The sequence below is a fragment of the Streptomyces sp. GC420 genome (assembly GCF_009916105.1).
Classification (GTDB): domain Bacteria; phylum Actinomycetota; class Actinomycetes; order Streptomycetales; family Streptomycetaceae; genus Streptomyces.
Map to the genome: position 1 here is coordinate 1 of NZ_JAAAXQ010000088.1, position 23,162 is coordinate 23,162.

General features: G+C 70.1%; 28 protein-coding genes and 1 pseudogene. 1 reads left to right on the forward strand and 28 read right to left on the reverse strand.

Annotation, left to right across the window (positions count from 1 at the left end; genetic code table 11):
- The 26 genes and pseudogenes from GUY61_RS39170 to GUY61_RS13835 form a co-directional block, all read right to left on the reverse strand.
- On the reverse strand, positions 1-180 hold a 180-nt coding region (locus GUY61_RS39170; RefSeq protein ID WP_208105949.1), incomplete at its 3' end, for a hypothetical protein.
- A gap of 123 nt (positions 181-303) precedes the next feature.
- Entirely contained in the window at positions 304-642 is a 339-nt protein-coding gene (locus tag GUY61_RS13710; protein WP_313896650.1) for a helix-turn-helix transcriptional regulator, read from the reverse strand.
- The gene (locus GUY61_RS13715; RefSeq protein ID WP_166630413.1) at positions 639-1,691 is read right to left on the reverse strand and encodes a site-specific integrase; all 1,053 of its coding nucleotides are present in this window, start codon (positions 1,689-1,691) and stop codon (positions 639-641) included. Before GUY61_RS13715 ends, GUY61_RS13710 begins: the two co-directional genes overlap by 4 nt.
- Before the next feature lie 269 nt (positions 1,692-1,960).
- The gene (locus GUY61_RS13720; RefSeq protein ID WP_166630414.1) at positions 1,961-2,311 is read right to left on the reverse strand and encodes a hypothetical protein; all 351 of its coding nucleotides are present in this window, start codon (positions 2,309-2,311) and stop codon (positions 1,961-1,963) included.
- Positions 2,308-2,670: a hypothetical protein gene (locus GUY61_RS13725; RefSeq protein WP_166630415.1), complete on the reverse strand. Its 363-nt coding sequence runs from the start codon at positions 2,668-2,670 to the stop codon at positions 2,308-2,310. The genes GUY61_RS13720 and GUY61_RS13725 overlap by 4 nt, the downstream gene beginning before the upstream one ends.
- Positions 2,667-3,116 (reverse strand): hypothetical protein, encoded by a 450-nt coding sequence (locus GUY61_RS13730; protein ID WP_166630412.1) that lies wholly within the window; start codon positions 3,114-3,116, stop codon positions 2,667-2,669. Before GUY61_RS13730 ends, GUY61_RS13725 begins: the two co-directional genes overlap by 4 nt.
- Positions 3,117-3,431: 315 nt before the next feature.
- A complete protein-coding gene (locus GUY61_RS13735) occupies positions 3,432-4,118 on the reverse strand; it encodes a hypothetical protein (protein WP_166630416.1) in 687 nt (228 codons plus the stop codon).
- A 128-nt stretch (positions 4,119-4,246) separates the two neighbouring features.
- Positions 4,247-4,855 (reverse strand): hypothetical protein, encoded by a 609-nt coding sequence (locus GUY61_RS13740; protein ID WP_166630417.1) that lies wholly within the window; start codon positions 4,853-4,855, stop codon positions 4,247-4,249.
- A gap of 161 nt (positions 4,856-5,016) precedes the next feature.
- Positions 5,017-6,012: a DUF4007 family protein gene (locus GUY61_RS13745; protein ID WP_313896651.1), complete on the reverse strand. Its 996-nt coding sequence runs from the start codon at positions 6,010-6,012 to the stop codon at positions 5,017-5,019.
- A gap of 13 nt (positions 6,013-6,025) precedes the next feature.
- Positions 6,026-6,379, reverse strand: a complete 354-nt coding sequence (locus GUY61_RS13750; protein ID WP_166630418.1) for a hypothetical protein — start codon at positions 6,377-6,379, stop codon at positions 6,026-6,028.
- A 49-nt stretch (positions 6,380-6,428) separates the two neighbouring features.
- Complete coding sequence (locus GUY61_RS40150) at positions 6,429-7,448, reverse strand: N-6 DNA methylase (protein ID WP_243766438.1); 1,020 nt, start codon at positions 7,446-7,448, stop codon at positions 6,429-6,431.
- Positions 7,449-7,591: 143 nt separating this feature from the next.
- Entirely contained in the window at positions 7,592-7,957 is a 366-nt protein-coding gene (locus GUY61_RS13765; protein WP_166630434.1) for a hypothetical protein, read from the reverse strand.
- Positions 7,958-8,091: 134 nt separating this feature from the next.
- Complete coding sequence (locus tag GUY61_RS13770; protein WP_166630419.1) at positions 8,092-8,394, reverse strand: hypothetical protein; 303 nt, start codon at positions 8,392-8,394, stop codon at positions 8,092-8,094.
- Positions 8,395-8,454: 60 nt separating this feature from the next.
- The gene (locus GUY61_RS13775; RefSeq protein WP_166630420.1) at positions 8,455-8,922 is read right to left on the reverse strand and encodes a hypothetical protein; all 468 of its coding nucleotides are present in this window, start codon (positions 8,920-8,922) and stop codon (positions 8,455-8,457) included.
- Positions 8,923-9,139: 217 nt separating this feature from the next.
- The gene (locus tag GUY61_RS13780) at positions 9,140-9,373 is read right to left on the reverse strand and encodes a hypothetical protein (protein WP_030578726.1); all 234 of its coding nucleotides are present in this window, start codon (positions 9,371-9,373) and stop codon (positions 9,140-9,142) included.
- 92 nt (positions 9,374-9,465) lie between these two features.
- Complete coding sequence (locus tag GUY61_RS13785) at positions 9,466-10,140, reverse strand: GNAT family N-acetyltransferase (RefSeq protein WP_166630421.1); 675 nt, start codon at positions 10,138-10,140, stop codon at positions 9,466-9,468.
- Positions 10,141-10,296: 156 nt separating this feature from the next.
- Positions 10,297-10,854 carry a hypothetical protein gene (locus GUY61_RS13790; protein WP_166630422.1) on the reverse strand — a complete coding sequence of 186 codons (558 nt, stop codon included), beginning with the start codon at positions 10,852-10,854 and terminating at the stop codon, positions 10,297-10,299.
- A 132-nt stretch (positions 10,855-10,986) separates the two neighbouring features.
- Positions 10,987-12,297 (reverse strand): SAM-dependent DNA methyltransferase, encoded by a 1,311-nt coding sequence (locus GUY61_RS13795; protein ID WP_166630423.1) that lies wholly within the window; start codon positions 12,295-12,297, stop codon positions 10,987-10,989.
- Between the two features lie 24 nt (positions 12,298-12,321).
- Positions 12,322-13,683 carry a hypothetical protein gene (locus GUY61_RS13800; RefSeq protein WP_243766439.1) on the reverse strand — a complete coding sequence of 454 codons (1,362 nt, stop codon included), beginning with the start codon at positions 13,681-13,683 and terminating at the stop codon, positions 12,322-12,324.
- A gap of 66 nt (positions 13,684-13,749) precedes the next feature.
- Positions 13,750-14,208 carry a hypothetical protein gene (locus tag GUY61_RS13805; RefSeq protein ID WP_166630424.1) on the reverse strand — a complete coding sequence of 153 codons (459 nt, stop codon included), beginning with the start codon at positions 14,206-14,208 and terminating at the stop codon, positions 13,750-13,752.
- Positions 14,205-15,191 carry a hypothetical protein gene (locus tag GUY61_RS13810; protein ID WP_166630425.1) on the reverse strand — a complete coding sequence of 329 codons (987 nt, stop codon included), beginning with the start codon at positions 15,189-15,191 and terminating at the stop codon, positions 14,205-14,207. Before GUY61_RS13810 ends, GUY61_RS13805 begins: the two co-directional genes overlap by 4 nt.
- Before the next feature lie 63 nt (positions 15,192-15,254).
- On the reverse strand, positions 15,255-15,860 hold the full coding sequence (locus GUY61_RS13815) for a hypothetical protein (RefSeq protein WP_166630426.1): 606 nt from the start codon (positions 15,858-15,860) through the stop codon (positions 15,255-15,257).
- Positions 15,857-16,207 (reverse strand): hypothetical protein, encoded by a 351-nt coding sequence (locus GUY61_RS13820; protein ID WP_166630427.1) that lies wholly within the window; start codon positions 16,205-16,207, stop codon positions 15,857-15,859. The genes GUY61_RS13815 and GUY61_RS13820 overlap by 4 nt, the downstream gene beginning before the upstream one ends.
- A gap of 188 nt (positions 16,208-16,395) precedes the next feature.
- The gene (locus tag GUY61_RS13825) at positions 16,396-17,166 is read right to left on the reverse strand and encodes a hypothetical protein (RefSeq protein WP_166630428.1); all 771 of its coding nucleotides are present in this window, start codon (positions 17,164-17,166) and stop codon (positions 16,396-16,398) included.
- 14 nt (positions 17,167-17,180) lie between these two features.
- Positions 17,181-18,002, reverse strand: a complete 822-nt coding sequence (locus GUY61_RS13830) for a hypothetical protein (protein ID WP_166630429.1) — start codon at positions 18,000-18,002, stop codon at positions 17,181-17,183.
- A gap of 87 nt (positions 18,003-18,089) precedes the next feature.
- Positions 18,090-18,548: pseudogene (locus tag GUY61_RS13835) on the reverse strand (HU family DNA-binding protein); the annotation flags it as partial.
- A 306-nt stretch (positions 18,549-18,854) separates the two neighbouring features.
- On the opposite strand from GUY61_RS13835, the gene GUY61_RS13840 reads away from it, so the two are divergent.
- Positions 18,855-20,450, forward strand: coding sequence for an ADP-ribosylglycohydrolase family protein (locus tag GUY61_RS13840; RefSeq protein WP_313896652.1), 1,596 nt, complete (start codon positions 18,855-18,857; stop codon positions 20,448-20,450).
- Between the two features lie 305 nt (positions 20,451-20,755).
- On the opposite strand, the gene GUY61_RS13845 is transcribed toward GUY61_RS13840, so the two are convergent.
- Together GUY61_RS13845 and GUY61_RS13850 are read right to left on the reverse strand one after the other, a co-directional pair.
- The gene (locus tag GUY61_RS13845; protein ID WP_030578759.1) at positions 20,756-22,108 is read right to left on the reverse strand and encodes a hypothetical protein; all 1,353 of its coding nucleotides are present in this window, start codon (positions 22,106-22,108) and stop codon (positions 20,756-20,758) included.
- Between the two features lie 250 nt (positions 22,109-22,358).
- A complete protein-coding gene (locus tag GUY61_RS13850) occupies positions 22,359-23,132 on the reverse strand; it encodes a GP88 family protein (protein WP_166630430.1) in 774 nt (257 codons plus the stop codon).
- Between the last annotated feature and the right edge of the window lie 30 nt (positions 23,133-23,162).

Here is a 23,162-nt window from a genome sequence, read left to right on the forward strand (position 1 = left end):
CTTCAAGGGTTGGGCGTGGGTGGGGGCGAGGCCGTAGTAGAGGAGCATCAGCTGGCGGCTTCGCGGGCCGGCGCCGTCAGGGTCGGTGACCCACGCGGCGTCGGCATCGAGCCGGACAGCGTGCAGGCATGCCCGGCACAGGCGGTCGGAGTTGAGGTATCCCGCGTGGCGGCAGCGCAAGCATACGCCCTGCTCAGGATGCTTCTTCCGCCATTCCGCGCACCCCTGGCACACCGTCTGCCCGAGCACGCCCCAGCCCTTGCAGTCCGGGCACTGAGCGGGATGAGATCTGGCCGTCATCCGTCAGTTCGGCGGCAGCGAGCGACGGCTGCCCTGCCGACGGGGCGTCGGCCGTACGGGACCCCCGCCGGAGTCCTCGGCGCCCACGGCCTTCGGCAGGGCCTCGCTCTCTCCCGCAGCGGCCTCCAGCGGCTCGGCCTGGAGCAGATCACCGACGGTGCAATTCAGCACCGCGCAGATCTTGTCCAGGTCGTCGAGCCGCACCGTGACCGGTGTGCCACTCCACATCGCGGCGACCTTGCTCAGCGACGGCGTGAACCCGACCGTCTTGAACGCCTCCAGCAGCTCGGTGGGACGCCACAGGTCCCGCTGAGCGGCCACCATCCGCAGATTCCACTTCACCGAAGGTTCCCCTTATCCATCACCAGGCGCTGGGCCGCCCGCGAGCTCGCTGCAACATTGGCATGCTCGGGGTCGGCCTGTGCAGTCGCCATATACCGAAGAGTCGTGGTAGCCCACTGGTGGCCCAAAATGCGCTGAACCTCCCACAACGTCATGCCGCGCTCGTAGTTGTGGGTTGCGCAGGCGTGCCGAAGAAGGTGCGGGAAGAGGTCGGTGACCGGGCCGGTCAGGTAGTTCCCGGCCGCCGCGTGGAGCTGGCGGCGGAACGTCGACGGTGTGATCGCCGGCGCGATCGGCAGGTTGAGTGCCGCCACCGCCTTCGGCTTACGCTCGGACGGCCACAGGGGTGCCGACGGGTGATCGGGGTCGTCGCCGAACTCCGCTCGAACTTCCTCGATGTACCACCAGAGCAACTCACGTCCCTCGCGGAACATGTACGCCTCGCGGGGGCGCGGCCCCGAGCCGCGAGCGCCCTTGCCCTGGACGACGAACCGGCCCCACTGGCCGTGTTCCCAGTGGACGTCGCCGATCGTCACCGGGCACAGCTCGGCAGCCCGGACACCGGAGATGTATGCGAGCTTCGTCATGACGTAGTCGCGGCAGGCCACGGCGTACTTCCGGGCGTGCGGCAGCTGCTCCCGCCAGCGCGCGAAGAACTCCTTCATCGCTGTCTGGGAGGGTGGGATCCTCAGCCCGAAGTCGCCACGGTGCACGGGCCTGTTGAACGGGTCGACGGGTGACTCCACCGTCGCCCCGAACCGCATCATGATCTCGTGGGCGTAGCGCTGTTCGAGGAAGGCGAAGAACGCGTCGATGTGGTTGAGCTTCTGCCGGTGCGTGTGGTGTGCGCGCTTCCCCGGGCCGGCGAAGTACTTGTCAACCTCGCGCGGGGTCAGATGCCACGGCACGGTGCCGTAGAAGTCGCAGACCTCGATGACCGGCTTGATCAGCTGGTCGATCGACGATGGGGCCAATCCGGCCGAGTCCCGGGCCCACTGGTACTCGGTGAGCGCGTCGACGAAGAAGCTCTCCTCGTCCTGGGCGGACATCCGGGCTTGGCGGCGCCGTTGAAGAGTGACGACATCGGCCAAACCGGTCTCGAGCGGACCCGTTCCCTCTTCCGCGGCGCGTGGCGGCGGAACGAGCGTGAGGGTGCGACCTTCGGAATCTGACACAAGCACAGATATTACTGCAGTCGGGCCGAAGTTTTCAGAGTTACTCGCAAATTCCTGGAGATCGCGAAACGGGGGCACCGTACGCCGCTGACCTGCTGGCGAGCACCTTCACCGCTCTTGAAGGCACTCCCGGAACCTGCACGTCATCCACTAACGACGACGATCCGGAACCGGCCCGCGCCCTCGGCGCGGGCCCGCTGCCAGCCGTCCTCGGTCAGAGCACCGCCCCAGACGTCCAGCGCGTCCCGCGTCGCCTCCTGTCCACGAAGGACGTCGCGGCTCTGATCCAGGCCGACGTAGCCGATGTCGGCGAGGGACGCCAGGGTCCGCAGGTTGACGGACTTGGGCAGCAGCCCGATCGGGTCCCTGGCCCCGGCGAGGAGGGCGCGGCGCTGGGCGGGGGTGATGCGGAGTGTGAAGGATCCGGCCGTACGCGGCCGGTCCGCGGCGCCTGACGTGGCCGTAGCGCTGTTGCGGGGGTGGTCGATGGTCATCGTGTTCCTCCTGATGGGGTCGGAGCCGACGGGGTGTCAGCCCAGCGGGCGGGCAGGGTGGTGTCGCCGTCTTCCTCGCGGCGCTGGTCTTCCAGGTCGGCGGCGCGGACGCGGCTGCGGTGCCACTGCTCGGCGGTGTGACCGCTCGGCCGGCGGCACCTTTGTCGAGGCGTGGCCTTGCACGTGGGGCAGGTCAGGGACGCCGGGCAGGTGTCGCCAATGTCCTCGCCGTCGCAGAAGCCGCAGAGCGGGGCCGTGGCCGGCAGTACGCGCCCGGCCACATCGACGAGGAGACCGGCCGCGCGCCAGCCGCGTTCCTCGGCTCTCGTCGACGGCGGCCCGAAGCTCTGGCGGTTCACGCTCCGCCTGTCTCGGCTGCCGGATCCGCGCGGACGAAGGACTCGCCCTCGGGCCAGATCGCGATGATCTTGTGGTGGGACAGGAACTCCTTGGCGACCGAGCCCGGCTCGGCGGTGAACAGCAGTGCGCGGCGGGCCGGGGAGAAGAACCGCGCGCAGTCGCTGATCACTCCGTACGCGGCGATGAGCGCGCGGTAGTGCGATCGGTGACAGGCCATCACCACCTCTCCGGCAGTCGCGTCGAAGAGGTCGGTGGACGCCAGGACGGGATCCGTGACCACGCGGTGCCGCAGGACACGGTGTCCCTTGGCCGTCAGGTGGAAGAGGTAGGCGGTCAAGACCGAGTCCTCGAAGCGGTCGGCCTCCTCGTCGTTGTCTCGGCCGGGCTGGGGGCGGGCAGGATCGGAAGGGGCCAGGTAGGCGACGTGCGGACTGTCGGTGGTCATGGTGTGGGCGCCTCCGGAGTCGGGTGAGGCGGCGCCGCGGCGACGGCGCGGCGCAGCATCCTGAAAAGAGAGGGTCAGTTGGGCGGCAGGACGGTGGTGGGGCGCATACGCCGCGGTGCTGGGGCCAAGGGGATCCCGGCACGGGCCGCGGGCGAGAAGACCTGAACTGGCCGACGCCATCGCGGTGGGGAACTGGCCGCGAGAGACGAGCGCTATCCCGGCGCACACCTGCGGATGGGGGCGGGATCAGCCGCGACGGTACGTGCCCCGCCTGCCCAGGACTGTTTGAGGTCAGGCCGTAGCCGTCAGCTTCGATCACCCACCGCTCGACGGCAGCGGTGCCGCCCGGTCGAGCTTCGAGTACCGCTGGCTGACCTCGCGCGCCGAGTACGTGACCGGACGCCGGTCCTTCTCGTGGACCGTGACGACGATTCCGTCCGGAGACTCATCGAGCCCATCGACCCAGACGTACTGGAAATACCCGCCGGCGGCGCTGTAGTGCATGAGGCGGTCCCCAGGGCCGACGGGGGCCTGGACTGTGCCGCCGGTGTACCGCTTGTAGGGCACGAGGACCTGCGGGACCCCTTCCGGCACCGCCAGGGCGCGATCGGTCAGCATGTCGGTCACGTGCTCCCTGATCAGCGCGTACAGGGCCCGGGGCGGCGGGTTCTCTGTCGCGAGTGCCACGAAGGCCAGTCGGAGCCCTTCGTCGTCTTGGGCAGGCGGGCATGCGCGGGTATCGGCGAGGGCGAGGACCTCTTCGGCGTACCGATGGGCGATGCGTCCGCGGTGCAGCTGTGCGGTGGCGGGGGAGTTCGCGGCGACGCACTCAGGACAGGACAGGGGAGCGTCGGTGACGCGCGCCGGGTCGAGCTTCTCGTAGTGGTGGACGACCGCGTACCGGCCCGCCTCGCAGGCCACGTCAATCATGAAGCCGGTGTGGCTGTTGAGCAGGCCCTCGTGAACGGCGCCGTCGTGGCCGATGAGGTTCTTGTGGTCCATCTCGTCTCAACCGCCCCCAGGGGCGGCGTCCTCGCCTTCGGTGTGTACGTCGGGTGGTTAGCTGGACGACTTGTGCTCCGGCGGCACGGGCGCGGGCGCACTATGGCCCCGCGCCCGTGCCGTCCGGCTCATTCGCTCAGGTAGAAGGTCACGCCACGGCACACGAAGCGGATCGGCCCCGTCGAGTTGATGGCCAGCTGGTACGCCTCCTCCTCGGAGACCGAGCCCGGCTCCGTCACGATCTCGTCGAACCGGGTCTGGCCCTGGAGGTAGCGGATCAGCTCGTACTTGGCCTCCGGCCCATCGAGCGGGAACGTCGACCCGCGCGGGGGGTGGTAATCGGTCAGGCCGCGCCCGACCCATCCGGCCGAGAGCCGGACCGGCGCGGGGAAGGGAACGCGGTGCGCGAGATGCCGGGCGACGGCCTCGTGGGCACGCTGGTCCCACATCCCATTCCAGACGTCGCTCGCGTTCTGTGCCTCCTCGTCGTACGCGGCCAGAGCCCGGCGCATGTTGAGGTACTCGTTGCCCTCCCGGAAGTGCCGGGACGTGGCCCAGTTGCCGTCCGCGTCGAAGCCGTCGTCCATCGACTGCCCGTCGTGCTGGCGGCCGACCATCCAGTGCCCCGTGGACTCCTCCACGCCGAGCCACACGCCCTCGAAGGAGCCGCGCCACGCCCGCCGCGCCTGGTGGACCACGGTCCAACCCTGATGCTGTCCACCGGTCTTGATGCGCATGCGTGTCTCCTGGGCCTGTCTCGTCGGAAGGGGAGGGCGCGGGGCGCTCAAGCCGGGAGGCGAGCACCACCAACGAGAATCACAGTACACATAGGAATGCCAATAAGCAACATTGCTTTGTTTCCTCTGAGCGATCCGCGCCCGCGGGAACCCGGAGTCCGTCAGGACAGGGACCAAGAACTCCCCTTCTCCGCAGCACCGCTGGTGGCCGGCCGCAGGGCGGGATAGGCGCCGGCCAGGACGTCCTCGGCGAGGAGGACGGGCGGGCGCGAGTAGACGAGAGACTCCTCGCCGTCGCCGGACTGCACGACAGCCAGATCCGCATGCCTGTCCGCGACTTGGTGCAGGGCACGGCGGAGGTCGGCGGTACCGGTGAGAAGGAGCCGGCCGGGCCCCAGGGGGTCGGAGGCAAGCCGCGCCAGGCTGATAGAGCCGGCCGCGGGGCTGGCGGTCCGGGCCGCGAAGTCCAGGCTCGCGTACGCCTGGACGGGCGCGGGGCAGTGGCGGCCGGCCATGCGGCGCAGGGCGACGAGGTGGCTGCGGTCGGCTGTGCGGTCGGCGGGCGGCTCGGGGTCGAGCAGGTGGAGGGTGCGGAACGGGTTGGAGAGCTCGTCCTCGATGTTCGCGGCGGTGGGGGCGCCGGGCGCGTACATGCTCACCAGGCAGGCGATGTCCGACGCGAGTACCGACGCGGCCGGGGTCCTGTGGCCGGCCGCGCCGGCGGCGGCCGCCAAGCGCCCCTGCAGCTCCGCGCGGCTGGACCGGCTGAACGGGGAGTACCCGAAGAGATACCGCCAGGTGGGCACGTGACACGGCTCGGAGCTCACCAACCACCAGTGCAACAGCCAGAGACTGGCGTCGAGTTCGAGGTAGGGGTCGGCCCCGGTGTCCTCGTCCAGGAGCCAGTGGGCGCGGTTCGTCGGCACCAGGTCCTGGCCGTTGCGGGCGGCCAAGCCGAAGGCCTGGGACCAAAAGGCCATGGACGGGACCATGCTCTTGCCGACGCCCAGCACGACGGTCGCGTCGGGGCGGCGTAGGGCGGCCGGGTCCTGGCGCAGGGCGTCGTAGACCTTGCGGAGCCACCCGTAGCGCGGTGGGTAGCCACGATGCCGGCCGAAGCCGGGCAGGCAGCCGGTCAGGGGAGTGCGGTTCGACACAATGGTCCTTTGCTCAGTCGAGTGAGAGGGGGCTGCGGTCGGAAAGGGTGAGCCGGGCGACGAGACGTGCGAGGGAGTGCGCCCAGTCGGCCGGGGTGTCTGGAACGAGGAGGTCCTCGCTCCAGACGGTGCCGTCGCCGATAAGCGGCCGGCTGGTCAGCCGAACCTGGCTCGGACCGGCCGCGGCGCGGGAGAGGTCGAGTTCGTAGGACCGGGTTTCGGTGTCGATGCACCAGGACAACAGTCCCTCGGCGTCGGGACATCCGCAGGTCAGCACATACACGCTGGTACGGCTGGGTGCGGGCATGACGGCGCGCAGCGCCCGGGCTACGGCCTGGCTGTCGCTGTGATCGTGGGCTTGTGCCACGGTTCCTCCTTCGGGCCCGGCCCACGAGGCGTGGGCCGGGGCGGGGCAGCTACCTGCTGGTCGTGAGGGCGTCCAGCAGCTGTTCGGTGGTGCGAGTGGCGATGGCGAAGCCGATCAGTTTCATGACGTCGTCGCGGTGGCGCGCCATGTCACGCTGCCGGGCAAGGGTTTCCTCGGCTAGGTCGGGCTGTGCGAGGACGTCTCCGCATCCGACGACCGCGCGGGGGCCCAGTTCCCAGACGAGGGTGTTGACGGCGGCTCCAGCGGCGGCCAGGGGGTCGAGTTCGAGCATGACCCAGCCGCGCTCTGCCGGGTCCTCGCCGTCGCGGCGCAGGTCCTGCGCCGCGGAGCGGAAGAGCCCTCCGGTTCCGGCGGCCGGCTCGAGCGCCCACTCACCGCGGTGGTGGGGTCGCTTTCCTGTGCCGCCTTCGTCGGCCAGCATCGCGGCGATCAGATCGCTGATGTCGGGCGGAGTGTGGTACTCGCCGAGGCTGCGCCGGGAGTGATGGTGGCGTAGGGCTGTGATGACCCAGGACATCAGGTCGATCCGGGACCGCTCGGCGGGGTCGGTGTCTCCCGTGTGCCGGAGGACTCCATGGCGCAGCGCGGCAAGGGCCACAGCACGCACGCCCGCGAGGTGGGTGTCGTGCAGGTCCTCCCTGGTCCAGTCGAACAGCGGGCGGGCGGTGGCCCAAAGGTCGGGGCGGAGGCCGTAGTAGTAGTTGGCGCTATCGGCCAGGCCGCGGACCAGGACGCGCGGGGGTTGCGCGGCGATGTACGCGGCGATCGTGTCGGCGGCCGCCGCACCGGGGGACTTCTGGGGCCACAGGGCGAGGGCCGCGACGACCCCTGCGGGGATGTCGAGGCGGCTGCCGCCGGCGGCGTGCCAGGCTTCGGCGACCGCTTCGCCGAGGACGGAGCCGGCGCTACGGCTGACGGTGATCGGAGGACAGTCGGTCGTACCGGCGTGCCGGGCGCAGCTCGGGTCGGTGCAGTTCCGAGCCCTGTGGGTGAGCACCTGGTCAACGGCCTCGGTCACGAGGGCGGCGGTGGAATCAGCAGCGGGCATGAGGGTTCCAGGGCATGGGTGGGTGGTGTGTTTTGGTCAGGAACAGGAAGCCGGTGCCGGGGCCGCGAGCGGGAAGGCGTCGTCCGCAGCCCCGGACCTGCACGTTGTGGTGATGGATGGCGTAGGGGCGTCAGCCGGCTCGTTCAGAGGACTCCGCGGCGGGCCAGCTCGGGCTCGCACAGGGAGCACGTCCCGCACGGCGCGCGCTCGGCGCATCCCGGCTGCGGGAGGGCGTCGCCCTTGTCGTCCCCGCGACGGACGAACTTGGGCCACTCGCGCTCGTACAGGAACTCCCCGGCCCACTCCCGGGACTGGAACCCGGGGATGCGCGAAGCGTTGTTGGCCGTGTCCGGCTGGGCGACCCACGTGGTGGTGCCGTCCGGGAGGGCGTGTTCCCACACGTACCCGTACGCGGTGGTGCGGTCGGCCTTGCTCACCACGAGGAACCCGCGGGTGTAGTCGTTGTGGGCGGCCTGGAAGTCGATGTGCTGGGCGAGGCCGGGCAGCATGATCACGTCTCCGTGGTGAGGCGGGTGCGGGTGGTGGAGAGGGATCCTGACCACGAGCCCGGGGCCCGCCGCCTCTTGGCGTACGGGACCGCGTGGGTTCCGGCGGAAGGGCCCCGGGCGCGTGGTCGGAAAGATCAGGTGGTCCGCGGTGCGGCGGAGGCCGCGGCGTACTTCACGCACGCGGGCATGGACTCGCGCAGATCTGGGCCGCGCAGTCCGCGGCTTCCGCGAGGCAGAAGCCCGCACTTGAGACGCTCTCGACCGTCACCGAGCCGCTTCAACACGGTGTTGGCGCAGCCTCCGCAGACGGCGGGCGGGTTGTCGAGATCGGCGCCGAGGAGCGGCACCCGAGTCGCGGGGTGTTCCCCGCGGTCGAGGTGCATGCGTATCGAGCCGCGGCCCGATCGAGCCGGGGCGGGGATCAGGGGCGTGGTCATGGTCAAGGTCCTTCCAGGTGGGATCGTTCGTGGGGGCGGCGGCACCGGGGCAGGGTTCGGCTACTTGGCCTTGCGCTGGTCGACCCGGTGGGCCTGCGATGCCGCGCGCATGACCTCGTCGAAGTCGAAGCCGAGGTTCTGGGCGTAGGCGCGCAGTTCGTTGAGCAGCACGTGCAGCGCCTTCGAGAAGGTGGGGTAGGGGTCCTCTGCCATGTGCACGCGGAGGGCGGCAGCGGCGTCGCTGGCGTGCACGTACACGTCGAAGAGGTGGTCTGCGGCGGCCGAATCGTCCGTGTTGTGGATCGGCGCGACGGACGGGTCGAGGTTCGGCATGGCGGCCAGGGGCCGTTCGTCCAGTCGCGCCTTCGCGTCGCCGTCGAGGCAGCGTTCGATGTCGGCGCGCATGTGACTGGCCAGGTGCATCAAGTCGGTGGTGACGTCCACCAGGGTCAGCCAGGCGTCGGCCCATCCCCTCCGGTAGGCGAGAAGGGCGGCGTCTACCTCTGCCTCGTGGGCGACAGCAAGCATGGGAGGACTCCAGAGCAGTAAAGGGGCTTCGTGCGGCGTGGACTTGGAGGTCCGCCAGCGATGCAATCAATCTACATATCGAAAGACGAATACGCAACACCGCAGGTGGTTGTGAACGCTTTCCGGCTCGCCCTCGGGGCGAGCCGGGCGATCACGTATCCGGGCCCACCATCCGAGCTCTCGGGTAACGGCGCACCGGCCGCCTCGCTGGAGCCTTCTACTTGCCGGCGCCCCTGCGCGCCCGCTGCTGGGCCGGCAGCTGCCGGCGGGGCATCGTGCCGACGAAGACCAGGAGCGCCGTCAGTGCCACCCCGGCCGCAATGACCGCGCCGACAAGACTGGCGGGCTCCAGTACCCACACGCTGACCAGGGCGACGACTGCGCTCGGCGCGCCCCATCGCAGCGCCCATCGGACCCACGGGCTCGGGCTCTTGCCGTCGACAACCGGCATCAGTTCCTCCTTGGTTCTGGATGCCGGCTGATACCTGCATCCGTGGGTGAGTTCTGTCGCCCGGGAGGCCAGACCCCCGGGCTGTGATCGGCTCAGGCGCGGAATTGCTCCCCGTCGAAGTACACGCCACGCTGCATCCGGGTGTTGGGAAGGATGCCCGAAACGACCGGGGAGGTAAGGCCCGGGACGTCGACGAAGGTCGTGTATCGGTCCAGAAGCCGGGCGGCCACCCGGGTATCGCCCCATCGGTGCCCGACCGCGTTCAGGGGGCCGAGGGCCACGTTCAGGCCGTCCATGATGGAGAAGCCGAGACCTTCGTAGTAACTCTCCAGCTCCGGGAAGCAGTTGAGGGTCAGCAGCCCATAACCGGCGCGCGTGAAGCGGCGTACGGAATGCCGAATGAGTTCGGCCCCGATGCCTCGCCCGCGCTGCCCGGGATCCACCGCAACCGCGGTGACGATCGCGGTCCGCTCCGCCAGAAGGTGCGCCAGCGGCACGTCGATGCCGGGATGGTCGAAGAGCCACAGCGGAACGCCTCCGATGAGGACGCCGAGCGTCTCGCCTTCATCGTTTTCGGCCACGATCATCAGGGCCCGGAAGTGGGAGAGCGGCTCTTCCTGCGGCAGGGACAGGTTCGGCCGTACGTCCTCGAACGCGTCGGGATCGTCGGGGTTCACGTCGGCGAGGAGCCGCATGACGGCGTCCGCGTCGGTGGGCGCCGCGTCGCGGAGGGTGATGCCGGGCAGGCGTGTGCGGGTGCTACGCATAGGGACTCCTGGGGCGGTATGAGGCGCGGTGCGTCGCCTCTGGGGTTGGCGGAAGGGAGGGCTGCCGGAGGGGCCTCAACGGCGGTTCGGGCTCTGAGGCCGGGCCGACCGGAGCTGAGAGCTGCCCGGGCGGCCCGGAGCGCTGTGCGAGGGACGTCAGTAGATGTGGCGGCCGTCAGGGACTGTCCGGCCGATCAGGCGCCAGGGCGGGCCGTCGTTCAGGACGCCCATCGGGCACCGATCCGGCTGGTGTGTCGACAGGTCGGCCTCGATGGCCGTGTACCAGTGCTGCGTGAGCGGGCACCGCGTCCCTCGTGCGCAACCCGGCCGCTCCGCGACGAACACGTGGTAGACGTCCGTCGAAGTGGGGAGGGACCGGCGGAACGCGCCCGAGATGCGCTTGCCGTAAGCCGACGGGCTCTCGCTCCGGTACCGCCCCCATACCTGGATGCCGTAGACGAACTGCGTCTGGCCGCCGCGGTCGAGCCGCCAGCGCAGCACGGAGCCGTAGCGCGGGTTGTCGGGCCTGGACTCGTCCGCGCCCGCGGGCACCGCTCCGGTCATGTCGAGGACGGTCTGGCCGGTCCCGGTGAACGCCTGGGGCACGGCCAGCGCCCAGTACGAGGAGGCGTGCTTTCCCCACGGATGCAGCCTCCGCCGCCGGTACTGCGTCCCGGCCTTGCGGCGCTTTATGAGCGGCTTGTTCCGCTTCATCTGTATCAGTCCCCCGGATGTGCTGAGACGGGCGCGACGCCCGGAGCGGCGCTCGTCAAGTGGGTTGGTGTGGAGGGGCGTTGGCCCGAACTGAGAATGATAATACATAGTGAATCGCGAATACGCAACACCTCAGGTGGTGGTGTCCCCGCTGCGCCGTGCGAGGTCCGCACCTGCTTGAAACCGGTCCCAGGCAAGCCGGTTGTCGACCGCGTCCTCGATCGCTCTCCAGACCAGCCCTCTCGCGGGGTCCTCCGGAACGTGGGGCTCTCCGCGGTTGCCCCGGATCACCGTGACCGTGTCGCCGACCGGTGGGCGGGCCCGGTGGACGAGGATGCAGGTGGGTGTTCCGTGGCCGGGGATGTAGGCCCCGGAGGTGTCGATGATCCAGCGTGCGTCGAAGCGGGGGAGGAAATCGGTGATGTACCGCTTGCCGAACTCCCGCTTCATGAACGAGTTCGCGGTCAGCTGCGCCACGAAGCCGCCCGGGACGGCCAGGTGCTCGAGCATCAGCGCGGTGAAGGGCAGGGCCAGCGAGTACTTGCCGGCCGCCACCTGCGGGTACGCGGCGCGGACCTGGTCGCGGACGGAAGGGTCCTTCGGGGTGATGTACGGCGGGTTGGCCACGCACGCGTGGTAGGCGCCGGCGGCGAGCAGAGGCTCGGTGCGGTCCAGCAGGGAGTCGGCGGCGGCCACGTTGACGGGCCACGACGCCGGGACCTGGTCCAGGCTCACGCCGAGGACGGACGCCGAGCACGCCAGGAGCCGGTAGGCGGTCAGCGCGGCGGCGTACGCGTCAAGGTCCGCGCCCGACACCGCTGCCAGAGCCCGCTCGACGGCCCGCGGTCCGTGCCCGACCGGAGCGGAGCGGCGGCCGCGGATCGGCGGGACGCGGGCCATGTGGAACGCGGCGACGGCGATGTGCCCGGTCCCGCAGGCGGGGTCGATCATCCGGACGTCGGCCGGCCCCCACTCCTCGATGGCCGGCTCCAGCGACAGGCGCAGCAGGAGGCGGGCGACCCAGGGCGGGGTCTGGCACAGGGCGCGCCCCTTGCGGGCTTCGTCGGACAGCAGCTGGTAGGCGTCGCCCAGTGCGTAGCCGTCCACGCGGCGCCCGTCTTCGAGGGCGGGGTGCCGGTACCAGAACTCCTCGATGGCGTTCCAGGCGGCGGAGCCGAGCGGCTGCTCCCACAGCGGCAGCACGGCCGGATCGGCGAGAGGGGCCAGGGCGGGGTGGCAGCCGGCGAGACTCTCCAGGGACTTCAGCAGGCCGTCCGGACCCGGCGGGCGTTCGTCGGCCGGAGCCAGGCCATGTACGTGGGCATGCCGGACGAGGGCCGCGGCGTGGCTCCACAGGGCGGCCGTGCGCCGATCGCCGGTTTCGCGCGCGACCGCGGCGGTGAGTCTGTCGTAGGCGGCGGGGGGCAGGGTGCGTGTGGTCATCTTTCCTCGCAGGGGGATCGGGGACTACTGGCCGGCGGTCATCGCGGCCCAGACACCGGCGAAGCCGGAGCGGGCCTTGTCCTGCACGCCGGCCGGGGCGGTCACGTAGAAGTCCTCGACCGTGCCGTAGGTCTTGGCGTCCGGCCGGACGCGGGTGCGCACGCGGTCGATGCCAGCGCCGTGGGCTTTCGTGGAGTGCTCGACGGGGCGGTCCAGGGCCGTGGCGGCGTTGTGCAGGAAGGTGCCGACTTCGGAACGGCTGCCGGTGCGGACGGTCTTCACGGACCGGTAGACCGTGCCCTTGAAGCTGCTGTCGCGGCACTCGGGCTTGGAGCAGCGGTCGCCGTGCGCGGTGTGGCACTCGGGCCGGCGGCCGGCGGTGTAGGCGCGCTGCAACCGGTAGACCGCCCACGGCTCCTCGTCCAGCCGGGCGTTGAACTGGCCGAGCGCCTCAGCGTTCTGGTCGTCGGTGACCCGCCTGAACAGGGTGTCGTCCTTGTAGAGGGAGCTGTTGTCGTTCAGGGCCATCGACAGGTACTCAAGACGCAGCACGCGAGCGGCGAGGTCGGGGTACTTCCGCAGTCGCTTCAGGTGGTCCGGCTGGGGCGAGCACACCCCAGCAAACGGGCATACCGGGCAATATGACTTGGACATGTCGATGCCGAGGCGGTCCTTGACGTAGCCCTGCACGTCCTCGCGGCCCCAGCCGAGCCTGAGCAAGGGGTAGTCCAGGGCGAAGGTCTCGTAGCCGGCCTTCTTGTTGCGCTTGGCCTGGAACTTGTTCGCCTTGACCGCGCGCTTGTACTCGTCCGCGTTGTAGCCGAAGAGCTTGCCGACGGTCTGCCCGCTCGCTCGCTCGAGCTGGAGGCGGTCGATCGTCCAAGCCTTGTGCTTCTGGCTGCATACGTGACCGCCGGCGTACTGGGGAACCGTGCCGTTCTCCTCCAGTTCGTCCATGAGCGTCCATGGACCTTGGCTGAACACCTTGCCAGGGTTCTTGGTGTCGGAGAGGACTTCGACACCTGCCGAGTCGGGGCGCCCGGCCCGCGCGACCTGCGTGTATCGAATGCCCTTCTCCCGCAGCAACGGCAGGACGTGGTTCTCGACGTCGGCGATCGTGTCGGGAAACTCGAACCCGGTCATCGCCGTCACGATCGAGAAGTCGGAGAAGTCTTCGGCGATCCCGAAGGCGGTCGGATCGTTGATGATCGCCAGGGTCAGCGCCGTCGAGTCGACGCCGAGGCCGAAGTTGAGCGACTTGTGCTTCGTCGCGCGGAAGGATGCCAGAGCCTCCGCGGAGGCGACCTCGGCCGGAGCCGGTCCGCCGGACGACGGCGTTGCGGGGTCGGCATCGAGGTCGGGTTCGAACAGCGTGAGGGAAGTCATGGGCGTACCTGTGGGGGAGGGGCGGGTGCGGCTGGGAAGGGTCGCACCCGCCGGAGGACAGGAGGGTCAGGGCTGCGGCTTCGCGGCGCGTGCGGCGTCGAGGCCTGCGGGAGTGAGGTAGGGCCGGTGCTTCGGGCCGGTGCGGCCGTCGTCGCCGTCGGTGGGCTGGGGGACGCCGTCGGCGTCGCGGTACTCGACGAGGGCGAGGCGGGCGAGGGAGGCGGCGGTGGGCCAGGTGACGTTCCTCAGCGCGCCGTCCTCGTCGGCGGAGTCGAGGGCGGCCAGCTGGGAGTCGTTCAGGATCGACCGCCGTCCGGCGCCGGTGATGACGTACGGTCCGACGCCCTGCGCCTGCGCTTTCTCCGGCGGCAGCCGGTAGCCGTCGCCGTCGTTGCGGTAGACCAGGCCGTCGTCCAGGTAGACTTGGAGCGTCGTACGGCTGCCGTGCGATGCGAGGTGCCCCGAGGGATGTGCGCACGCGGCGCGGAGATGCTTGGGCGCCGGCGGGTAGGCGTTGCTGGTCATCGCGGGCCCTCCAGTGCGAGGACCGGTGCCGGGTCGAGCGCTGCGGCCCGCGGGTTGATCGCTGCCTTGACCTTGCGCCCGCAGCCGGGGCGCTCGCACTGCTCCGTCGCCCGGGGGTTGTGCCACTGGCAGCTCGGGCAGCTCCACATCAGCCCCGCCGAGACCGCCACTGAGGAGATCACGGCCCGCTGCTCCGGGTCGGCAGCGTCCAGGAGCTGCTCCAGTACGGGGGGATGCGGGGCGTAGTGGTTGCTGTCGTCGAGGATGACCGTGTCCTCGACGACGACGCGCAGCGGCACGGTCCCGTCCGGCCGGACGACGTGCTCGGGGTCGGCGCTGTCGAGGTGGACCGAGACCCGCACGACGCCGTCCTCGGCGTCCAGGTAGCCGAAGACGAGCACGCCGGCCACCTCGATGCACGACGGTCCCTGGTCATCGGCGGGGTAGAAGACCGCGGCGCGGTTGAGGCCCTCGGCCGTCACGGCGTCGGGGAAGACGAAGTTCAGGGGAGCAATGCGGGAGCGCTGCGCCCGCCCGATCTCCTCGCAGTACAGCTCGAAGCCCTGATCGGGCACCGCGTCGCCGTCGGGACCGTAGTAGAGATCGACCGCTTCGGCGTCGTCGGCCGGGGGCTCGTCGGGCACGTCGCCCTGGCCGCCCACGTTGGCCCAACTGCCGCGCACGTGCGTGGCGAGCTCCGCGAGGGCAGCGCGTTCCGTGGCGTAGGGCGCCGTGGTGTCGTCGTGGCGGGTCCAGATGCGCAGCATCCAGACCTGCTGGCCCGGGCGAGGCCCCAGGATGGCGGAGACGGCCGGGGACCGGCCGCCGGCGGCCTCGGCGACGATCTCGGCGTGAGCGCGCTGGGCGAGTTCACGGTACTGCGGGGGCAGTTCGGCGGCGGCCAGTGAGGGGGCCAGGGCCCCTGCGATGCGCACCAGACTCTCGATGTCGGAAGGGCGGAAGCGTTCAGCGAGCACGGTCATCCTCATCGGTGGCAGAACGTGGCGGACACGGGTGCCCCGCCAGGCGTGGAAGGGGGGGAAGGGCTAGGCGCCCAGATCAAGGAGCGCCGCGACCAGGGCGAGGGCGCGCTTACGCTCGGGGGAGACCCGCACGCGGCGGATGCGCTTCGGGTCGGAAGGGAGCCGGATGCCCACGGCCGCGCCGTGTCCGTCACGGTGCAGCTCGTACTGGTCCGCTGAGAGCATCCAGGCGTCCCAGTCGTCGGCCTTGCGCCCGGCGCGCACTAGGGATTCTGCGGTGGGTGCCGTCGCGGGGCAGGAGCAGGCCGGGTCGTCGCACGGACGGCCCGCCGGATGCCGGGAGATGACGCCGCCCGAACGGTAGGTGGCTCTGGTGCCGTTGAGCATCGGGCACGCCTTCTCCGAATACATCAGGCAGGGCGGGTGGAGTCCCGGTTCCGGCGCATACCCGATGGCCACGTCCTGGGGGCGGACCAGCACGTAGAACCACCGCTCCAGCGGCCGTTCGCAGATCTGGCACAGGCCGTTCTCGAAGGCTCGGGTGCGTTTGCCCGGGTCGAGGCCGCCGAAGACCGGCAGACCGTTGTGCTCGAACGAGACGTACGGGACGACCAGGCCGCCGTGCGTGGGACGGTGCGCGCACGCTGCGGGGATCGCCGGGGCGTTCACTGGGAATCACCGCCGGAGAGCTCCCAGGAGGGGCGGGCGAGCTCGACCAGGAAGGTGTAGGCGGCGTCGCTGGCCTGGAGCTGGCGGACGACGGGGAGCTGCCGGTACCGGCTGAGGAACTCGCCGATGGTCAGAGCGGTGTTGTGCGAGTCGTCCGGGTAGCTGCCGTGGTCGAGGGGGACCAGGCGGTCGCCCTCGTACTGCGGCCACGTGTACGCGGCGAGGAGCACGGCCTGGCTCCAGTTGTGCGGGTTGGCGCGGATCTTGACGAGCTCGGCGCCGGGCGCCAGTTCCCTGAGCGAGTCGAGGGGCGGTGTCCGGCGCGGTTGGGGGGTGCTCGGGCCCATGACGGTCTCCCAGTTCGAGGCGGGCTTCGGCGGCCCGGGGCGGTGAGATGGAGGGCTGCGGGGTTCGCCACGCAGCGGTGCAGTGGCCTGGCGGCCGCCCTCACGGCGCCGACGAGGGGCGGCGTTGGGGCTGCGGGGGAGGAGAGAGCGGCCGATCAACCAGCCATGAGTACAGTACACACGGGAATCTAAATACGCAACATCACGGCGTGGGGTGTCCGCTCATCCCCTTCGGGCACGGTGAACCGGGCCGACAGCAGCGCCGCACAGAGCTGCCGGATTCCTCCCTGCTCCCACAGCGCCAGGGACTCGGGCACTGCGGCCGGCCACCACTGCACCGACACTCCGTCGCGCACCACGTCGACCGCGACTCCGTACCCGTCGTCCTTGCTCCAGTCAGCCATGCGCACGTGCGGGCTCAGCACCTCAACTGCACCCTCATGAAGGCGGATCGCCTCCTCCTTCGCGCTGCGTGCCGCCTGCCGCAGAGCCTTCGCCTGTGCGGCGGACACCGGACGGTAGACGGTGCTGGCTCCCTCGTCCTCCGCGAGGATGACAAGGGCTCCCCCCTGCGCCGCGAGCACACGATCCCGGCCGACTTCGGCGACCAGCTCGAGCAGTTGCTCCGCGGAGACGACCGTGTCGGGTCCGCTCTCGGGAACGGCGGAGGCCCGGTAGTGCCCGTTCCGCACCAAGTCCAGGGCGTGCTTGACGTCCAGCATGGCGCGGGCGAGCTCGGCGGAGCCGGGCCGCCCGTTCGCGGCATAGCGGGTCAGCCGCTGATGGACCAGGGCCGCTTCGCGCTCGTCGGGCTCGTCGAACTGGTTGGCGAGCACCTCACGTACGGCAAGGTCGATCACCTGCGGCAGGTACCCGGCGCTGAAGGACCTGCGCCGGAGCATGCGAAGCGCCGTCTGCTTGGACGAGCCGGCAGGGACGACGGCTGATGCCTGGGACACGAGGTGACTCCTCCTCAATTCGCCGGTCGCGAGCCGGGCTGGCCGATGTATGTGGTCCACGCCTCGTGCTCGGCGGTGGTGAGAATCGGCGGCGGGACGATGGGGGCGCGCCCGAAGCACTGGTCACAGGCGTGTACGTCCGGCTCGGCGCCGGTGGCGTCAGTGCCGCGGCCCGGCAAGGCGGTGCCGCAGATGGGCAGGTTCGCCGGGACGGACGGGTCCAGCCGCAGATGCAGTTCGTGGCCGTGGAGGACCGGACGGACCGCGACGGGCTCCGGTTCGGAGGCGGGGCCGAAATGTTCTGCCAGGAACCGCACGACAAGGGCGTGAGCTGCCTGGGCCCGCTCGTCCAGGGTTCGCGTGTCCGCCGGCGGCAGCTCGACGACCCGCAGGGGTTCCCGCATCTCTGCGGTCAGGCGGTCGACGAGGACGCGCCCCTCGGCGAGGAACTGCGGGGCGTCGCCGCGGGGGTCGTCGCTGCGCTTGCCGACCCAGATCCACGACAGGGGTACGAACGCGGCGAGCTCGCTGAGGAGCCCGTACCAGCGGCTCACCGCCCACGTGGCGTAGGTGCCGCATGGCCTGTGGTGGCAGGAGCCGGCCGGCGCCTGGCAGGCGCGCAGTTCGAAGCGGAAGCCGAGCTCGGCCGCGTCCGTCCGAAGGATGCCGAGCTCCGCCACACCGCCGTTCTGCCGTGTCCACCAAGCCGGTTCACCGCCTAGCAGCGGACCGGGCTCGGTGCTGCGCCCGATCCCCTGCGCCTCCGCTGAATTGGCAGAGGCCAGAGTCCGATGGGCAGAGACGACGCGGGTGCCGTCGATCACGAGGTAGTTCATCAGAAGTCTCTCCGGTCCGGCCGGGCGCGCCAGCGCCCGGCCGTCGAGCTGGGAACGCCGGGATGGAGGCCCGGCAACGGCGGATCAGGCGAGCGACTTCTTGGGGGTGGCCTTGACGGCCTTCTTCGCCGGGCCTGTCTTCTTGGCCCCCGCTCCCGACTTCTTCGTGGCGGCCTTCTTGGCCGCCGCCTTCTTCACCACGGCGGAGGCGCCGGTGAGGCTTCCCTTGGGGGCCTTCCTGACGGAGACCTCGCCGCCCTTGGGCAGCTTCTTGTCACCGCTGACGAGGTCCTTGAAGCCCTGTCCGGCCCGGAAGCGGGGGGTGGAGGTCTTCTTGACCCGCACCCGCTCGCCGGTCTGGGGGTTGCGGGCGTAGCGGGCCGGTCGGTCGACCTTCTCGAACGAGCCGAATCCGGTGACGGAGACGCGGTCTCCGGCGACGACAGCGCGAACGATGGCGTCGAGCACGTGGTCGACAGCGTCGGCGGCCTGCTGGCGACCGCCCATCTTGTCCGCGATCGCGTCGACGAGCTGGGCCTTGTTCATGGCAGAACTCCTGTAGGTGAGCGTGCACTTCGATGCCGGACGCGCGGCCGCTGATGTCCAGGGGGCGCGGTGCCGACGAAGGGAAGCGGGGTGCGCCATCCAGGACGGTCGAGCGCCTCCGACGACAACTAAAGTACACAGTGAAAAAGAAACACGCAACGCTAATCGTCATGTTGACGAAAGTAGTTCGGTCGTGTCACTCTGACGTAGCGACAGCGGGTTTGAGCGCACGGCGAGTTGACGCCGCGCTCCCCGCCCCGCCCTCCTCAGACCACGCACGCAGCACATGACCTCGGGAGAACACCCGTGAATGCCAAGCTCGTTGACCCCACGATCCCCACCCTGACCCCGGCGGCCCACCCGCTCAATGCCCACGCCATCGACCGCGCAGCCGGCGTCCTCCTCGGCGCCGCGTGCGGCGACGCCCTCGGCGTCCCCTACGAGTTCGCCCGCCGACTGGGCCCCGACGAGCAGCCCGCCATGATCGGCGGCGGCCTGGGCCCCTACAAGCCCGGCGAGTACTCCGACGACACCCAGATGCACGTCTGCATCGCCGCCGTCGCGTCCACCGGCGCCGACCTCACCAGCCCGACCGCACTCGACCAGATCGCCCGCAACTTCCACCGCTGGCGCGACGGAGGCGCCAGCGACATCGGGAACCAGACCAGCGGCGTGCTCCGCGCCGCGAAGAACCACAAGACGGGCACGCCCGCCCAGGCCATGACGGCGGAAGCCGACGCCTACACCGCCCGCACCCGGTTCAGCGCGGGCAACGGCTCGCTGATGCGGACCGGCATCGTCGCCCTCGCCTACCTGGACGACGCTGACGGAATGGTCCAGGCCGCCACCATGATCAGCTCCCTCACCCACAGCGACCCCGAGTGCGTCGAAGCGTGCATCCTGTGGTGCGCGGGCATCCGAATCGCCGTGCTGGAAGGCCACTTCGACGGAGTCCGTGATGGCATCGCGCTGCTCCCCGAGGACCGACAGGAGATCTGGCACGCGAGGCTGGACGAGGCCGAGGCGAACCCGCCCCACCACTGGACCCGCAATGGGTACGTCGTCACGGCCCTCCAGGCCGCGTGGTCCGCCATCACCAATACGCCCGTTCCCGAGCTGGCCCCGGAGCGTGGATCGTTCCCCGCCCAGCACTTCCAGCTCGCCACCGAAGCGGCGGTCCGCGCGGGGGATGACACGGACACTGTGGCCGCTATCGCGGGCGCCCTCCTGGGAGCGCGCTGGGGCGTGTCCGCCATCCCGCTCGCCTGGCAGCAGGCGGTGAACGGCTGGCCCACGATGTCCGGCCCCGATCTCGTCCGCTTGGCCGTCCTGACCGCCCGCAAGGGCATGGACGACGGTGACGGCTGGCCGTCGGCCCCGCGCGTCAAGATCCCCGGCTCCGCCGGAAAGGGCTACGTCGCACAGCACCCCGCCGACGCCGGAGTCCTGCTCGGCAACCTCCCCATGACCGAGTTCGCTGGCACACCGCCGGTCGATGCGGTCGTCTCCCTGTGCCGCGTCGGGCAGGGGCCGATCTTCTCCTCGACCGACATCGAACACGTCCGCGTCTGGCTGGTCGACAGGGAAGGCGAGAACTCCAACCTCCACTACGCCCTCGACCAGGCGGCCCGCCAGGTGCTCCGGCTCCGCAAGGAAGGCAAACGGGTCTTCCTCCACTGCGTCGCGGGCCGCTCGCGCACCCCCGCCGTGGCAGCGACGTACAGCACGCTCCTGGGAACGGACCCCCGCACCGCCCTGACGGAGGTCTGGGTGACCCTGGGCAAGCACTGGACCCTCCTGGCGCACCCGCAGCTCCATGACGCCGTGTACGAACTGGCCGGGCAGCAGCCGTACCGGCCGCAGTCCCGCCCTCGCCGCCGCTTCTTCCGCAAGCGCAGCTGACCCGGGCGACGCGCCACACCGCTGAAGCCAGAAGCGCGGCCTCCATCCGGAGGCCGCGCTTTCGTCATCGTGAGCATGAAGAACTTGACGCCCTCGTCGCTACGGCGGACAACGCACCTGGGAACACCCGACAGATCTCACCACGACGTGCGAGACCCCCAGCAGGAAGGCCGAGAGCCCGCCGGTCGCCTGACCGGCGGGCTCTCTCGCTTTCAGCGACCGTCCGCCCTACCGTTCCGTGGGCTGGCCCATCTGGTCGGTCAAGAGCCGGGAGCCGGTCGACAGGGCAAGGCCACCAAGGCCTCCTAGCGCCTGGGACCGAAGCGGCCGGATCCCCTGCGGCTGAGGACGAACTCGTAGACCGTCTCGCGATACCAGTGATCCTGGAAGACCCGAGGCTTCTTGCCGTCATCGGCAGTCCGGTCGGCGAACGGGACCTGTCCGCGGGCGTGGTAGGCACGGATGGTCTCGCGCGCGAGGGCCTCGCCACGGGTAGTCATGCCCAGCACCTCGGCGAAGTCGTAGATGTCCAGCAGGTCCCGCGGATCTCCTTCGGGTAGATCGTGGACCAGGGCCGGCCCGGTTCCCTTGAAGGCCGCCCAGACATGCGGACGGTGCTTCTCCACCCACGCGTCGACCTCGTGCTGGTCATACGTACGCGGCTGCGTGCTCCGCGGCGCAGGGAAAGCCCGACGAACGACCTTGTCGCCCTCGCGCTTCTCCTTGACCTTGGTCCACTGGAGACCGGTGTACTCGGAGACGCCGTACCGCGGACCAATCATCTCCGCAGTGAGCTCCGCCTGTTCGCCCTGCGCCTCGGCGGCCGGCTCCGCCGCCGGCGCCCGGTCGGCGAGTTCCTTCTGGGCGCCGGCGTCCTCGTCGGTTGCCGACGAGTCGGCCCACGCATGGCTGGACAGCTGAGCGCGTCGTTGAGCTTTGGCCCAGGTACTCCGGCGATTCTCGCGCACCCACTCGTCGACCTCGGCCGCGCTGTAACCGTGTTCGCCGCCCGCAGGGAACCCCTCAGCGCGAATCCATCCCCGGGCCGTCTGTCCGCTGACGCTGTACGTGGTCGCGATGCCCTGGGCGTCCAGGTGCCCGGTGCGCGCGATGGTCGAACGGTCCGGAAGCTCGCTGCCGGCTGCAGGGTGCTGCTCGCTGACCGCCGGCTCCTCGGCCGTCGTCTGCCGGCGCATGCGCCGCTTACGGTTCACGAACTTGTAGGCCGTCTCGCGGTACCACTTCCGCTCCGTGACCTCCGGCTTCTTCCCGTCACCTGGCGTGCGGTCGGGGGCGGGCAGGACCTTCCTGGAGAGGTACCCGCGCAGGGTGGCTTCCGGCACCGGCTCCGTCCGCCCGAGGGCCTGGCCCTCCCAGGCGCAGATGTCCGACAGCGTTACCAAGTCCTTCGGCCTGCCGGCGGGCAGGCCGAACGGGTTGTCCGAGTCCTGGCCTTTCGCCCAGTGGACCGGAAGGTTCTCCTTCAGCCACGCGTCCACCAACGCGGCGTCGCGGACCAAGGTCCGTCCGGGACCGGACGGCCAACCCTCCGGGAATCCCGGGAGCGTGGTCCAGTAGGCCACGTTGCCTTCGTTGGCCTCGTACTTCTCCGCGATGTCCTGTGAGGTCACGAGTTCATCAGCGTCGGCGGGAATCACCGTTACTCCTTGTCGGACCGGCAGTGAACCCGCAGGCCGTGGTCGAGGTCCCGCGGGTGGGGGCCTGGTCGGTCAAGCTCGAGGTGGAGCCGGCACCGCCGGCCCCGATCGCGCAGGGGCAGGCGCTAAAGTACATCACGGTAAAACAATACGCAACGCGCGCTCGAGGTGGTGCCTCCGTACGCCGGAGGGGGGTGTCTTCGGGGTCGGGCGCATGTCCGCCCGGCCCCGAAGGCACCCCCGTGAGTACTCAGTGCGCCAGCGCGAACTTCTGGCCCGCGCGCGCTTTCTTCGCGCGCAGCTTCTCGTCGCGCGCTCGCTGAAGGCTGCCAAATGTCTCCTGCCCCTGCTTCTTGAGAAGGTGCGGAATCCGGTTCGCCGGGATTCCGACGAGAGGGGACTCGCTGAGCACCGACAGAAGATCCGATTCCGTCTGGTCGGTGTAGTCGGCGGCGATCAGCGCTTCGACGTTGGGGAAGACGTCCGCATGCCTTTCAGTGCTCAGGTCGATGAGGTGGTCCTCTTTTCCTCCGAGGCTGTAGCACCAGAGGAAGTTTCCGGGCGGATCATTGGCGACAAGCCGCCTAAAACGGCTGATCTCCTTGGTGTAGCAGTAGAAGCGAACGCCCGGTGAGCTGCGCATGATGCGCAGCCAGGTGAGAAGGTATTCGTCGGAGAAGAACTCGCCTGAATCGTGCACGCGAATCCACTTGCCGACGTACCTCTTGTGTGTGAGTTCCTCCGTCATCTGCCTCTCGAATTCCTCCGGGTTGTCCCGGCAGAGGAGGAGATTCCGAATGTGTGCTGCGCGGACGTTCTTGAACCGGTACGTGCCGACCCGGGCGTAGCACAATTGTGCGCACACGCCGGCCTGAGGGCAGACGTTGAAATGGCTTCCATCAGGCATTTCGATCACGAAAGCTGGCAGTGTCCAGTTGAATACGCCGATCCTCCTCAGATCCGAGTTCTGGGTGAGGAGCCGCTTGGTGGTGGTGCGGCCGGTCGCGTTGGTGCTCTCAGACATCTCGTTCCTTGTGTTCCGAAGGGGAGGGCG